Annotated in this window: 11 protein-coding genes; 3 read left to right on the top strand and 8 right to left on the bottom strand. The window is 56.7% G+C overall.

Translation table 11 applies throughout. From position 1 onward, the window contains the following. Positions 1-139: 139 nt before the first annotated feature. The 8 genes from MDHKLMBL_RS16360 to MDHKLMBL_RS16325 all read right to left on the bottom strand — a co-directional run bounded on the left by MDHKLMBL_RS16360 (position 140) and on the right by MDHKLMBL_RS16325 (position 11,520). Positions 140-820, bottom strand: coding sequence for a sensor histidine kinase (locus tag MDHKLMBL_RS16360; RefSeq protein WP_008172928.1), 681 nt, complete (start codon positions 818-820; stop codon positions 140-142). Next, on the bottom strand, positions 817-2,454 hold the full coding sequence (locus tag MDHKLMBL_RS16355; RefSeq protein ID WP_104271485.1) for a tetratricopeptide repeat-containing response regulator: 1,638 nt from the start codon (positions 2,452-2,454) through the stop codon (positions 817-819). The genes MDHKLMBL_RS16360 and MDHKLMBL_RS16355 overlap by 4 nt, the downstream gene beginning before the upstream one ends. Beyond that, complete coding sequence (locus MDHKLMBL_RS16350) at positions 2,451-5,969, bottom strand: hybrid sensor histidine kinase/response regulator (protein ID WP_008172926.1); 3,519 nt, start codon at positions 5,967-5,969, stop codon at positions 2,451-2,453. Before MDHKLMBL_RS16350 ends, MDHKLMBL_RS16355 begins: the two co-directional genes overlap by 4 nt. 53 nt (positions 5,970-6,022) lie before the next feature. Continuing rightward, on the bottom strand, positions 6,023-6,529 hold the full coding sequence (locus MDHKLMBL_RS16345) for a hypothetical protein (protein ID WP_104271483.1): 507 nt from the start codon (positions 6,527-6,529) through the stop codon (positions 6,023-6,025). A 97-nt stretch (positions 6,530-6,626) separates the two neighbouring features. After that, complete coding sequence (locus MDHKLMBL_RS16340; RefSeq protein WP_104271481.1) at positions 6,627-8,393, bottom strand: sodium:solute symporter family protein; 1,767 nt, start codon at positions 8,391-8,393, stop codon at positions 6,627-6,629. Between the two features lie 6 nt (positions 8,394-8,399). Then, entirely contained in the window at positions 8,400-8,666 is a 267-nt protein-coding gene (locus MDHKLMBL_RS16335; protein ID WP_008172923.1) for a DUF4212 domain-containing protein, read from the bottom strand. Between the two features lie 213 nt (positions 8,667-8,879). Then, positions 8,880-9,587, bottom strand: a complete 708-nt coding sequence (locus tag MDHKLMBL_RS16330; protein ID WP_008172922.1) for a 3'-5' exonuclease — start codon at positions 9,585-9,587, stop codon at positions 8,880-8,882. Between the two features lie 16 nt (positions 9,588-9,603). Beyond that, positions 9,604-11,520 (bottom strand): putative nucleotidyltransferase substrate binding domain-containing protein, encoded by a 1,917-nt coding sequence (locus tag MDHKLMBL_RS16325; RefSeq protein WP_014576697.1) that lies wholly within the window; start codon positions 11,518-11,520, stop codon positions 9,604-9,606. A 170-nt stretch (positions 11,521-11,690) separates the two neighbouring features. Here MDHKLMBL_RS16325 and smrA point away from each other — a divergent pair, with 170 nt between their 5' ends. From smrA to MDHKLMBL_RS16310, 3 genes are all read left to right on the top strand, one after another. Beyond that, on the top strand, positions 11,691-12,272 hold the full coding sequence (smrA, locus tag MDHKLMBL_RS16320; RefSeq protein ID WP_008172920.1) for a DNA endonuclease SmrA: 582 nt from the start codon (positions 11,691-11,693) through the stop codon (positions 12,270-12,272). 63 nt (positions 12,273-12,335) lie between these two features. Further along, positions 12,336-12,527: a membrane lipoprotein lipid attachment site-containing protein gene (locus tag MDHKLMBL_RS16315; protein WP_008172919.1), complete on the top strand. Its 192-nt coding sequence runs from the start codon at positions 12,336-12,338 to the stop codon at positions 12,525-12,527. A gap of 80 nt (positions 12,528-12,607) precedes the next feature. Next, positions 12,608-13,093, top strand: a complete 486-nt coding sequence (locus tag MDHKLMBL_RS16310) for a (2Fe-2S)-binding protein (protein ID WP_053114899.1) — start codon at positions 12,608-12,610, stop codon at positions 13,091-13,093. The last annotated feature ends 1 nt before the right edge of the window (position 13,094 follow it).

The following is a 13,094-nucleotide window of genomic DNA, read 5'->3' as shown; positions in this document are numbered from 1 at the left end:
ACTCAGAAGTGAAACAGACCAGCGCCGATGGTAGTGTGGCGTTGCCCATGTGAGAGTAGGTCATCGTCAGGCTCCTAATACCAAAAACCCCAGCATCCTCGATGCTGGGGTTTTTTATTGCCTTCAGAAAAGACCTGGATCAGGGCAGCCAGATCTCAAACACACCACCACCGAGGCTTCCACCGTTGTGGAGTTTTATCGACCCACTTCGCTTTCCCTCACTGTGCAGTCTGGCAACGGATGAGGCGAAGAACAGCCCGAGGCTGGTACTGCCACTCTTGAAATCAAGGGATTTGAAGTTGAGTGTTCCCGTGTGCTGCATGCTGTCGGGATAGCCCTTGCCATCGTCTTCAACACCGATCACCAGATAACCGTCTCTCTCACCAGCGGTAAGCCGGATTCTGCTGCGGGTATAGCGGATGGCATTGTTGATGGTGTTATTGAGTACACCGGTCAACAGATCCTCGTCGAAAAAGCCGTTTATGTCCTCAGCGTCCACGGAAACATCAATGCCGAGCCCTTGCAGAAGAGGGTTGTGTCTGGCCAGGTGTTCCGAGAGGAAATCCGGCACAAAGTGCTCCTCAATGTGTGCCGAGAGGTTGTTCTCGCCAAGCCGGTAGATACCAAGGAGTTGCACCAGATCGTTGTGCATCCGTTCGGCTTCGTACTGCAAGGTATTGAAGCGGGAAGATTCCCCGAGGCTTTCCTCGTGCTCGCTGCGAAGCTCGTCGAGGGAATTAAGGAGCATGCCAAGCGAGTTCTTCATATCGTGAACGGCTGAGGCAAGCACCATGGAAAAATCGATATTCTGGTCTTTCATACCATCAGCCCCTTCAGTTTTCGTTGTAAGGCGATATAGCGCCGATGTTGGCGGTGTTGCTCCGGCAGTCCTGCAAGGCGATCCAGGCAAGTCTGGCAGCGTTTGAGGAGCTCAGCGTTACCGGGACTGTTGTCATTCTCCTTCATCAGCACCTGAACCAGGTTAAGGTTCAGGGCGGCGTGGTCCGGGACGATTTCCAGAGCCTTTGAAAAGATCTCCACGGCTTCTTGCAGGTTCCCGGCCTCGAACGCTTTTATGCCGTCTCGGTTGAGAGTTCGGGCTTTGATTTTCTGCCGGAACCCTACGGGCTCATCAAGGAGGCTTTCAATCTTCTGAAGTATGTCAGGCTCGTTGCTGAACCGCTCTGACATCTCTCGTAACAGCGCTTTGGCGTCGCTTTCATGTCCGAGTCGAAACAGGGTCTTGGCGTAATCAAGACCCGTTGGGGCATCCAGGGCTGCGGCATTGTCGAGTTCCGGTCTGATTCTCTCGAGGATTTTGGTCGCCTCTTTGTCCTGACCCTGTCCCGCATAAACCCGGCACTGGACGATCTGGCTCCGCAGACTGATACCTTCCTCAGCCTCGAATCGTTTTTCCATCTTCTTGAGAACGGTCAGTGCTTCCCTGGCTTTTTCTTTGCCTTCTTCTTCAAGATTGCCCTCGCTGAGGTCGGAAAGTGCCTGGCCCAAGGCGAGGTAATGCTCTGAATTGTCGTGAATCGAGTGGGTGCCAAGCTCTACTGTGCGCTGCCAGGCCTCGGATGATGTTTCGAGATCCTGGTTGGAGCCGGCCAGCTGTGCAAGATGCTTTTGCCGAAGTAGGGCATTGGGGGAATGCTCTATGGCTTTCTCCAGTACCTGCTGTGCCTGTGTCGGCCGGCCCTGCCGTTCGAACCCCTCTGCCAGAAGGTCATAGGCCTCCATGTAGTCCGGATGATTTGCAATAAGCTCTCGCAGGCCGTCTACCGCCTGGTCGAAGCTTCGATTGGCGAGCAGGACTTTGCAGCGTCCGAGCCTTGCCCAGGACAATTCCCGTTGCGCAAGAACGTCATCGAAGGTTTTGAGCGCGTGGGCCAGGTCCCCGAGCTGGAAATACAGGTCGCCCAGGGTTTTCATCAACCAGGTCTTGTAACGTGGCTGCCGGGGCAGCATTTGGAGACAGAGCGAAATGGCTTCCGGGTAGTTTTCCCGGTCGATTTCCCGATTGATGGGCATGAGCGTGTTGCGCTGGCTGATCAGGGCGCTAAGACGTTTTTCGAGTACAGCCCGGTTGATGGGCTTGGTCAGATAGGCATCGGGCTGGTACTCCCTCGCCCCCATGACCATTTCCTTGGAGGTCTCCGCTGTCACCATGAGGAACAGGGATGAGCGCTTCAGTAATTTTTTGTACCGGAGGTCCTCGAGAATATGCTGGCCATTCTTGCCTTCTCCCAGGTTAAAGTCGCACAAAACGACATCCACGTGATTATAGGTACAGTGCTGGATGGCCTGACTGGCATTGGAGACCAGCTCGATAGAGTCAGCGCCACAACTGCGCAACATCTGGCGAATGGACAACCTGAAATTTTCGAAGTCATCGATCACGAGATAGTTGAGCCTGCCGAAAGGATTGACGTCCGCTTTAGTGTCGGTCATGAGCGCTTCTGTTTCAGTAGCTTGTTAACCAGTGCCCTCAGTGCAGCCGGTTTCACCGGTTTGTAGAGAATCTGGTAGCCCCGGTTGATGGCATCCTCCCGAACTTCAGGTGCCATATAGCCGGTGATAAGTATGCCCGGGATGTTGGCATTAAGAGCACCGCGAATGCTGTCCATGGCATCGAGGCCGTTCTTGTTATCATCCAGCTGATAATCGGCAAGTATAATATCGGGCCGATTCCCTTCCAGTTTTTCCATGGCGTCTTCCAGGCTTTCGGCGGCCGTTACGTCACATTTCCAGTTCCCGAGCAACGCGACCATGCCCTGCAGGATAGCCGGATCGTTATCGATACACAGGAAATGCAGGCCTCCGAGGTTGGATACCCTGCGTGAGCCCGATGCGGGCTTGGCAGCGGTGGTCTCGTTCTGTTCCGGAGCCGCTGTTGGCACGGTGATACCGAAGACACTGCCTCGGCCCTGGACGGAATGGACGCTGACCGGGTGGTTAAGCATGCCGCTGATACGGTCAACGATGGCGAGACCGAGCCCCAGGCCCTTTTTATCCCGGCCATGCTGAAACCGACGAAATTCCTCGAAAATGTGTGCCAGCTGGTCCTCGGGTATACCGGGACCGGTATCCCAGACTTCGATACGAATATAGCCTTTCAGACGCCGACACCCGAGCAGAATCTTGCCTTCTGGCGTGTAGCGTATGGCGTTGGACAGGAAATTCTGGACCACACGACGCAGCAATTTGGAATCGGATCGGATCCAGGCCGTGCTGGGCACAACGTGCAGCTCCAGGTTCTGGTCCTTGGCGATTGCTGAAAAGTCGGTTGCTAGGTGGCGCATGATCTCGTTCACGGGGAAGACCCCGATATCGGGCTCCAACGCACCCGCGTCCAGCTTTGAAATATCCAGCAGGGTGCTGATGATCTCCTCGGCAGCCCCGAGAGAGCTGTCGATGTGATCCACCAGGTCTTTCATCTCGCCGTCGTCGGCTTTGCCGGCGAGGGCAGAGGTGAATAGCCGCGCCGCGTTCAGCGGCTGCAGAAGGTCGTGGCTGGCCGAGGCTAGGAAGCGTGTCTTGCTCTGGTTCGCCTGTTCGGCCACCGATTTGGCCTTCAGCATCTGCTCATTGATGACCTGAAGCTCCTGGGTGCGCTCCTTGACCCGCTGCTCGAGATAAATGTTGGTCTCCTTGAGGGCCTGCTCGGTTCTGCGCATGGCCGTGATGTCCTGGAACGTGGTGACATAGCCACCACCGGGTATCGGGCTGCCATCGATGCGTAACACCGTACCATCCGGCCTCTGGCGCTCGTAGGACATCGGCCGTCCCTCCCGCATGCTGGTGCAGCGATCGACGACGATCTCATCAATCCGGCGGGCAGATAGATTGGCATTGGTAAGGTTATAGCGCATCAGATCTTCAACAGGCCGACCGACTCTGACGAAGCCCTTCGGGTAGGTGAACAGTTCCAGATACCGGTGGTTCCAGACCACCAGTTGCTGCTGGTGGTTAACCACAGACACGCCCAGACTGATATTTTCGATCGCTGACTGGAGCAACTCCCGGCTGAAGGTCATGGCTTGGGACGCTTCGTCGACGATGCTGACCACATCCTCGATCTGCATGTCCCGGCCGGTGAGGGTCGATTCCAGGACCACCCTGGCGGTGGAGGCGCCGATCACCGATGCCAGTTGGCGCTCGATGTATTTCATCAGGTGCGCCGATGCCGGGCGGTGCGGGTGCAAACGGATGGCGTTGCGGCGTTCGTAATTCCGGAAAATGGTTTCCGAGCGTTCTTCACCCATGAACCGGTCGGTAAGCGCCTGGAGGTCGGATGTCAGTATTTCGCCCTGCCAGCTCTGGTGCTGCGCGGTTTCCGCTTTCGGCTGCGGATCGTGGAAGAAGGAGGCAATCTGGATCTTCTCGCGGACACGTTGGCGGGTCAGCATCGAAAGTACGATGTACACCAAAGTGTTGATGCCGAGGCTCCAGATAATGCCGTGACTGGTCTGGTCCAGCTCGGACCCGAACAGGGCAGTGGGGCGCGTCCAGTTCAGTCCCCAGATTCCCTGCTCAATCAATGTGTCGTTGACCCAACCGGTGGTGGCCAGTGCCGGCAGTAGCAGGGTGTAACACCACATCAGGAAACCAAGGCCAAGGCCCCAGACGGCGCCCATGTAATTGCCCCGGCGCCAGATAATGCCGCCTACCAGCGCCGGCCCGAACTGCGCCGCTGCTGCAAATGACAGCAGGCCGAAGGCCGTCAGGCTGTAGTCTTCGCCGGCCATCCGATAAAAACCATAGGCGGTGAGCAGCACCACAAAGATAGCGACCCGGCGGATACTCAGGAGCAGGTAGCTGAGGTCCGTGCGCCGGTTCATGCCCGGTCGGAAAAATTTCAGCAGGGCCGGCATGATGATCTCGTTGCTGACCATGGTGGCAATCGCCACGGAGCACACGATTACCATGGCTGCAGCCGCTGACCCGCCACCGAGGAACGCCAGGATGGCCAGCCATTCCTCGCCTGCCATGATCGGCAGCTGCAGTATCAGGATGTCAGGATTTCCAGCAGAGGCCTCGGGCGACAGCAGGCCCGCAGCGGCAATAGGAAGCACAAAGGCGCTGGCTACGATCAGGTAGATCGGCATCGCCCAGCGGGCAATCTCGAAGTCCCGATGATCGGTATTTTCAACCACCATGACATGAAATTGCCGGGGCAGGCAGATGATCGCGAGCATGGCAATGAGTGTCTGGGTAATGAATGCCGGCGCTTCGATACCATCGGTGGTCAGGGTGCCGATCAGGTCGGCGTCCCGGGCCCGTTCAAACAGATCGCCAAACCCGCCATAGAGCCCGTAGCCAACGAACAGCCCCACAGCGACGAAAGCCACGAGCTTGATCAGTGATTCGAAGGCCACGGCCTGGATCATGCCCCGATGATGCTCGGTGGATTCCAAGTGCCGGGTACCGAACAGAACGGTGAAAACCGCCAGGGCAAGGGTGATGTACCACGCGGAATCACTCCAGGCCGCCGTGCTCAGCTCTTCATAGCCTGTTCCGGTAGCCGAGAGCACGTTGAAGCCCATCGCAATGGCTTTCAGTTGCAACGCAATGTAGGGAACACTGCCGATCAGGGCAAAGGTCGCGATCATTGCGGCCAGAAGCTGGGATTTGCCATACCGGGAGGCGATGAAGTCGGCAATGGAGGTACTGTTATTGCGCTTGCTGATATAGATGATCCGGCGCAGCAAGGGCGCACCGAACACGAAGACCAGCAAGGGCCCGAGGTAGATGGGGAGAAACCCCAGACCCTCCTGGGTGGCGCGTCCAACGGCGCCGTAAAAAGTCCAGGAGGTGAAGTAGACTGCCAGGGAGAGTGCGTATATGTGTGTGCGTGCCAGGCGCCTGCGATATAACCCGGGGTGTTTGTCGCCGGCCCAGGCGATCACGAACAGGATCGAGATGTAGGTGATGGAAATGAGGACCAGCAGCCAGGCACTAATCATGGTTACGCGTTCCCGACAGTATCAGCAGGTTGGTGCATCACGCTAACGAGGTATCACTCGGCGCAGACGGTTTCATACAGGGGGTCTCCGGGCTCGAGCAGTTTGAGGTTATCCACTCGCGGGCTTCCGTCAGATCCCAGAGGTACCAGTTCCCGGGTCGCACAGTTAATGATGTGAACGCGATGAGAAACCGCGTCTGTCATCTTCTGCTCGAAGCGATAGAGGGTAAACCGGACGATGTCTTCGCTCCTGGTGTCACGGCTGATGCTTTTGGTGTCGACCGTGGAGAATGCGGTGACGTAGGGGAGCACGAAGGTCCATGGGCGCCACAGGATGCCGTCGGATTCAGTGCTCACAACCACCGCTTCGTCCGGCAGGCGAGCTTCTTTCTGATCGAACCAGGTGTATTCCATGTAAATGAGATAGCCGAGCATGCCCGCGCCGGCGAACACCGGGATGATCCACTTCGGGGCTTTATTTTGGGTGGCTGCGCGAATACCCAGTGCAATACCGGCAGCGCCAAGGCCGCAAACTACAGTAGCGACAAATGTCCAGAACATATAATGACTTCCTCAAAAAAGAACGGGCTCCCTCATTGAGGAAGCCCGTTCAGTATCAACCTGTCAGTTCATCGAACAAATCAGGCTGAGATGTTGCTTAGTGGTCTGTAGCTTGACCGGCACCACGCGGGTAACGGACGCTTTCAACCAGTTCCTGAATCTCAACGGGCGGTTCTTCAGTTGCGTTGGATACAATGAAGGCTACCGCAAAGTTGACGATTGCACCAACCGCGCCGATAGACAGCGGGGAGATGCCCAGCACCCAGTTTTCCGGAGTGTCTGCCAGGTTATTGGTACCCGGAATGAACAACCAGCCCTTGTACACAAAGATGTACGCAAGGGTGAAGGCCAGACCGGTCAGCATGCCGGCGATTGCGCCTTTGTTGTTCACACGCTTGGAGAAGATACCCATCATCAGTGCCGGGAACAGGGATGCAGCGGCGATACCGAATGCCAATGCAACAACCTGTGCCGCGAAGCCGGGAGGATTCGCACCAAGCCATGTGGCGACAACGATTGCCACAGCCATCGATATCCGTGCTGCGAGCAGCTCGCCTTTCTCCGAGATCGCCGGATTAATGGAACCCTTGATCAGGTCGTGACTGACCGCCGAGGAGATCGCCAGCAATAGACCGGCCGCTGTGGACAGTGCTGCTGCGAGACCACCCGCTGCGATCAGACCGATGACCCAGCCTGGCAGGTTGGCGATTTCCGGGTTGGCCAGTACCAGGATATCCCGGTTTACGACCAGCTCGTTGCCGTTCCAGCCGCGGGCTTCAGCCGTAGGCGCGAAGGCTTCGCTGTCGTTGTAAAGCTGGATACGGCCGTCTTCGTTCTTGTCGGTGAACTGGATAAGACCAGTTACTTCCCACTCCTTGATCCAGTTTGGACGCTCATCGTACTGGATGGGCTCCGCTGAGGTGCCGTCCGGGTAGATGGTGGTCATCAGGTTCAAGCGAGCCATGGAAGCAACCGCCGGCGCAGTCAGGTACAGCAGGGCGATGAATACCAGCGCCCAGCCTGCGGACCAGCGTGCGTCAGCCACCTTGGGTACGGTGAAGAAGCGGATGATAACGTGTGGAAGGCCTGCGGTACCGATCATCAGAGACAGGGTAAACAGAACCATGTTCAGTTTGTTGTCGATATCGGCGGTGTACTCATTGAAGCCGAGGTCGGTGATAACCTGGTTCAGCTTGCTGAGGATCGGCATGCCGGAATCCACGTGAGTCGAGAACAGACCCAGACCTGGAATCGGGTTACCGGTCAGCTGCAGGGAGATGAACACCGCAGGAATGGTGTAGGCAATGATCAGCACGCAGTACTGTGCAACCTGGGTGTAGGTGATACCCTTCATGCCACCCATAACTGCGTAGATGAAGACCACGACAGCCGCGATCATGAGGCCAACGGTGGAATCAACTTCCAGGAAGCGGGAGAAGGCAACACCGGCACCAGCCATCTGGCCGATTACGTAGGTAACAGACGCTACGATCAGGCAGATAACCGCTACGAGGCGGGCATTCTTGCTGTAGAAACGGTCGCCGATAAACTCGGGAACCGTAAACTTGCCAAACTTCCGCAGGTACGGAGCCAGCAGCATGGCCAGCAGAACGTAACCGCCAGTCCAACCCATAAGGAAGGTGGAGTTGGCGTAGCCACCGGCAGCAATCAGACCTGCCATGGAGATAAACGATGCCGCGGACATCCAGTCGGCGCCGATTGCTGCGCCGTTGGTGATCGGATGAACACCGCCGCCGGCAACGTAGAAGTCACTCGTGCTTCCGGCCTTGGCCCAGATAGCAATTGCGATGTAGAGGAGGAATGAGCCCCCTACGAAAATGATGTTAATGGCAAATTGGCTCATTCGTTCTTACTCCTCGTGCACGCCGAATTTTTCATCGATCTTGTTCATGCGCCACGCGTAGTGGAAGATCAGAGCGATGAACGTGAGGATGGAACCTTGCTGGGCAAACCAGAAGCCCAGATCAGTACCACCAATCGGAATACCGGCAAGCATCGGACGGAGCAGAATTGCAAAGCCGTAAGACACCAGGGCCCAGACTATCAGGCTCCCGAATATCAGGCGCAGATTCGCCTTCCAGTACGCTTCAGCATCGTAGCTATGACCTGCTGACATAGGATCACTCCTGTTTTGTTGTTGTGGAGGTTGGGTGGGTTTTTGGTGAGGCACTTCTGTTAGAGAATTTATTATTCATATAAGTACTTCTCCGACTAGTTGTCCCTACTGACTTTACTGGTCAAGCGATTTATAGATATTGGCAAAAGGTCTAATTCTCAGTAATTTGGCGTGACGTCGGTCTATAAATGCGATGTTCCGCCAGGCATCGATTCAGAAACGATGCATGTTTTGCAGGCGCCGATGATAATGGAGCTTGTCGTAAAGCCCTTTGAGTGTTTTTACCCCTTCCGACCGCGCCTTATTAAGTGCGACCAGGGTAAGCTCGGCTGTAGCGAGAGCATCGGAAGCGGCGTGGTGACGTTCGCTGACTTCAAGGCCGAAATAATCGGCCCAGTTGTCGAGTCCTTTGCCACCGGTCTTGGTGTTTGGAAAAAATGCAGGCATCAGGTCGGCCACGTCCATCCAGGTATGAGGCTGGGTATAGCCAAGCTGCGCCTTCAGGGTCTTTTCCAGAAATTTCTGATCGAACGCCGAGTGGTAGGCCAGGATCGGGTCGCCGTTCATCCACTCAAGAAGATAGAGAAGGGCATCCTCGATTTCGTGCCCCTGGGTCAGCGCCTCGGGCCCGATCCCGTGAATGAGCACGGTTTCGCGGATGTCGAGCTCCGGACGCCTGAGGATCAGGTCGAACTGGTCGCCCAGATGGATAATGCCGCCGCGGATGGCGACGGCCCCGATAGCGATCACCTCGTCCTTGGAGGGGTTCAGTCCCGTGGTTTCAAGATCCAGCACGATCAGACGGCAGTCCGTAAGCAACTGTTCTCCCGGCGTTTTCGGGTTGGGCAGATTGCCAGGATCGTGGCTGCCGATTTTTCCGCCCCGGCGATGCTCAATCCATTGTTTGATCTGTTCCAGCATGTCTCGCGCCTGAAGGTCAGAGTTGGTAGGTAACTTCGAGTTTCTGTTGCAACCGCTGCGCCTGCCTGAAAGATTCCCGCAGGATTCGACGGTCGAGTGGGTTCAGATCGTCGGGATCGATGTAGTTGGTGAGCTCCTCTCCCTTTGCCAGCATTTCCTGGTGGGCCCGCATGCGGATCGCCTGGATCAGGCTATAACCTTCCTTCCAGGCGTTGGCATCTTTCGGATCGAAGACGCCCTTTTTCGCCAGCTCATCCATGCGCTCCAGCGTGTTCGCTGTCTCAACGCCATTCGCCAGGGCGAAAACCCGCACTGCCTCAACAAACGGCGCCAGGCCCTGACGCTTGAGGTCCAGTGAGTGCTTGTTGCCCTCGGATATATAGCGGAAATTGCGGAACATGGTGAGCGGCGGCTTCCGCTGAAACGCGTTCCCGGCAAGCATTTTCTGGAACAGGGCGTTTTTCCGGATCCGCGTGAGGATCTTGTCCAGAAGATCGTTCAGCGGCTCGGTTGGACCGTAGATAGCCCTCATATCAAGAAAAATTGAGGAATACACCAGGTTCTGGGGCGTGGAGGCATCAATGAACCGGATAAACCAGTCGTCCCACTCCTTGTCACTCAAGCAGAGTTTCGGGTTGCTGGCCATGATGTTGCCCTTGCACAGGGTGAAGCCGCATTCGGCCAGTTCGTCGTTTACCTTTCGCGCAAAGGGCAACAGCTTTTCCCGGACCTGTTCGGCGGTCATCCCTTCCGGCGTCTGGAACAGTATGCCGTTGTCCTGGTCGGTCAGCAGGGTCTGCTCCTGGCGGCCCTCGCTGCCAAACGTCAGCCAGGTGAAGGGAATGCCCGGGTCGTTCTTCTTGATGTTCAGTTCCAGGACCCGTCGGACGGTTACATCATTGAGCGTGGTGATGATCTTGACCACCTGGCCGGAGTCGGCGCCGTGGGCGAGCATTGCATCCACCAGGCGTGATACGTCTGTTCGCAGGCTGACCAGGGTGCGCAGGTGGGTGGCCGTGCCAATGGTGCGGGCAAGGTTTACCAGGTCCACGCGCTGCAGGGAGAACAGGTCTCGTTCCGAAACCACGCCAATCAGTTTACGGTCATCGTCGATGACGCAAAGATGCGCAAAATGATGCTCCGCCATCAGCATGGCAGCTTCGAACGCATCCGCATGTGAGGGAAGGCAGCAGGGATTCTTGGTCATTACCTGCTGTATGGGTGTATCCAGGGGGCCGGTGCCCTCGGCGATCATGGTGCGAAGGTCCCGCAGTGTGAAAATGCCGGTCGGGATACGGTTTTCATCGGTAACGATAATGCTGCCGACGTTGTTTTCGTGCATTCGGGCCACGGCTTTACGCACCGGCAGATCGGGCGAGCAGACAATCGGATTGCGCAGGGCATAGCGTTCAAGTGGCGTATCGAGGGACGTGCTGGACCCGATTGAGGCCATGGCACTTGACTGTATGCGCCGGTTCACCTGATCGAGCAGGCTGCTGACGCCCCGCAGGCAAAAATCCCGGAAAGGTTCGCTTTCAGCAAAGAGTGTAACGAACGCTGTCTGCCCGATGCTGAGGCAGAAGGTGTCGCCGTCTGCCCGATGCAGGGTTCTGGTTGGCCGTTCGCCGATCATGGCGGCGAGGGGAAAGCACTCGCCCTGGCTGATTTCGAAGGTCGTTTCCGTGCGGTCTTCTTTGTCGTTGTGGCGCTCGCCACGAATCCGCCCCTGTTTGACCACGTAAAATCGTTTAACGACATCCTGATCCGGAGACAGCACGATATCGCCATCGGCGTAGAACTGGATGGAGGCGTTCTCCGCGAAATGCGCAAGATGGGAGTCATCCATGCTGGAGAAAGGCGCGTGTTCCCGCAAAAACGTCATGATGGCGCGGATGTTCTGCGGGCGGTCATTTTCCTGGTGCGCTGAGGCCATGTCCGTCGTCACTCGCTGGTTATTATTGTCCGTCTGAAGTGTAGTGTAGCCAAAGCATCTGTTGCCCTACGATTTTGGTCGCAATAAGTCTGACATAGATCAGTTTTCTTTAAGGCCGGTTACCCGGGTGGTAAAGTCGGTCTCTGAAACAGGTCATTAATTGTAACGCCATGACTACCAAAGAAGAGCGCCTCAGCTTCCTTGAGGAAATGAAAGACGTCCGGCGTATCCGCAAGCCCAACCGGGCCGAGGTGACAACGCCCCGGGAACTGACGCCAGGTCATCTGGAACGTCAGCGGGCGGCTGTTGAAAAGCCCGCGCGGGACACCAATCCCCTGACTTCCGACATGGTAGAGCCGCTTACGGCCCACGATATCCTGAGCTGGCAGCGGCCAGGCATCCAGCACGGCGTATTTCGAAAGCTCCGGCTGGGCCAGTATCCGATCGAAGCGCGCCTTGATCTGCACCGTATGACCGTTGAGCAGTCCCGTCGCGAAGTCTTCAGGTTCATCGGTGATTGCGTGCGCTATGGCCTGCGGTCGGTCATCATTCTTCATGGCAAGGGCGAGCGTAATCCTGATGGTATCGCCCAGTTGAAAAGCTACCTCGCCAAATGGTTGCCGGAGCTGGACGATGTCCTGGCCTTTCATTCGGCCCAGAAACACCATGGTGGTACGGGGGCTGTTTATGTCATGGTGCGAAAGAGTGACCGGGATAAGCAGCATAATCGTGAACTCCACGGCAGCCGTTAGGGCTGCCAATCCCAGGTATTCCTTAATAAGAGCCGCGGTGGCGGCTGAACGGAGGTTATCGTCGTGAAAAAAGCTGTATTGGTTGTATTCGCCGTACTGGCACTGGCGGGCTGTAAGGATCGAGTTATCTGGAACGACAACGGCAAGGTTGAAGAGGCCACAACGGATCGGGAGGTCTGGGACTCAAACGGCAAGATGGAGTCCGGCGAACGCAAGATCTGGGTTAACAAGGATGGCGAAGAAGTCGTCAGATAGGACTCTGGTATCTGCCATAGGGGTAGCGACAATAATAAATCCGGAAACAACACCGGATGCAGGTAAAGGAGAGGGTTGGGATGGCCGTGAGCCTGACAGTCAATGGCGACGAGCGGTCGCTGAACATTGAAGGGGATACGCCTCTTCTATGGGTATTGCGTGATGAGCTGGGGCTCAAGGGAACCAAATTCGGTTGCGGCGCGGGCCTCTGTGGTGCCTGCACAGTTCACCTGAACGGGCAGCCTGTGCGCTCCTGCTCGACACCGGTCGAAATGGCCGCGGGTGGTGATGTGGTTACGATTGAAGGCCTGGGGGAGGGAAGTCGTCTTCATGCACTGCAGGATGCCTGGATAGAACACGGCGTTCCTCAATGCGGCTACTGCCAGTCGGGCCAGATCATGAGTGCGGCCCACCTTCTGGCCAGCAATCCGGCGCCTTCACGTGAGGAAATTGTCGCGGCCATGACAGGCAATCTTTGCCGATGCGGCACCTACTCGCGGATCATTGCAGCCGTGGAATCCGTCGTCGCTGATACGTCAGACGGCGCTCAGGGAGGGGCCGCATAAC

Source organism: Marinobacter flavimaris (assembly GCF_002933295.1).
In the GTDB taxonomy this organism is placed as follows: domain Bacteria; phylum Pseudomonadota; class Gammaproteobacteria; order Pseudomonadales; family Oleiphilaceae; genus Marinobacter; species Marinobacter flavimaris.
The sequence above is the reverse complement of the archived record's forward strand: the minus strand, read 5'-3'. Positions and strand labels throughout refer to the sequence as shown.

Bases quoted from the DNA above. Each gene is read 5' to 3' on its own strand.
- MDHKLMBL_RS16360 (WP_008172928.1), bottom strand. From the start codon at position 820: ATGAAAGACCAGAATATCGATTTTTCCATGGTGCTTGCCTCAGCCGTT.
- MDHKLMBL_RS16355 (WP_104271485.1), bottom strand. From the start codon at position 2,454: ATGACCGACACTAAAGCGGACGTCAATCCTTTCGGCAGGCTCAACTAT.
- MDHKLMBL_RS16350 (WP_008172926.1), bottom strand. From the start codon at position 5,969: ATGATTAGTGCCTGGCTGCTGGTCCTCATTTCCATCACCTACATCTCG.
- MDHKLMBL_RS16345 (WP_104271483.1), bottom strand. From the start codon at position 6,529: ATGTTCTGGACATTTGTCGCTACTGTAGTTTGCGGCCTTGGCGCTGCC.
- MDHKLMBL_RS16340 (WP_104271481.1), bottom strand. From the start codon at position 8,393: ATGAGCCAATTTGCCATTAACATCATTTTCGTAGGGGGCTCATTCCTC.
- MDHKLMBL_RS16335 (WP_008172923.1), bottom strand. From the start codon at position 8,666: ATGTCAGCAGGTCATAGCTACGATGCTGAAGCGTACTGGAAGGCGAAT.
- MDHKLMBL_RS16330 (WP_008172922.1), bottom strand. From the start codon at position 9,587: ATGCTGGAACAGATCAAACAATGGATTGAGCATCGCCGGGGCGGAAAA.
- MDHKLMBL_RS16325 (WP_014576697.1), bottom strand. From the start codon at position 11,520: ATGGCCTCAGCGCACCAGGAAAATGACCGCCCGCAGAACATCCGCGCC.
- smrA (WP_008172920.1), top strand. From the start codon at position 11,691: ATGACTACCAAAGAAGAGCGCCTCAGCTTCCTTGAGGAAATGAAAGAC.
- MDHKLMBL_RS16310 (WP_053114899.1), top strand. From the start codon at position 12,608: ATGGCCGTGAGCCTGACAGTCAATGGCGACGAGCGGTCGCTGAACATT.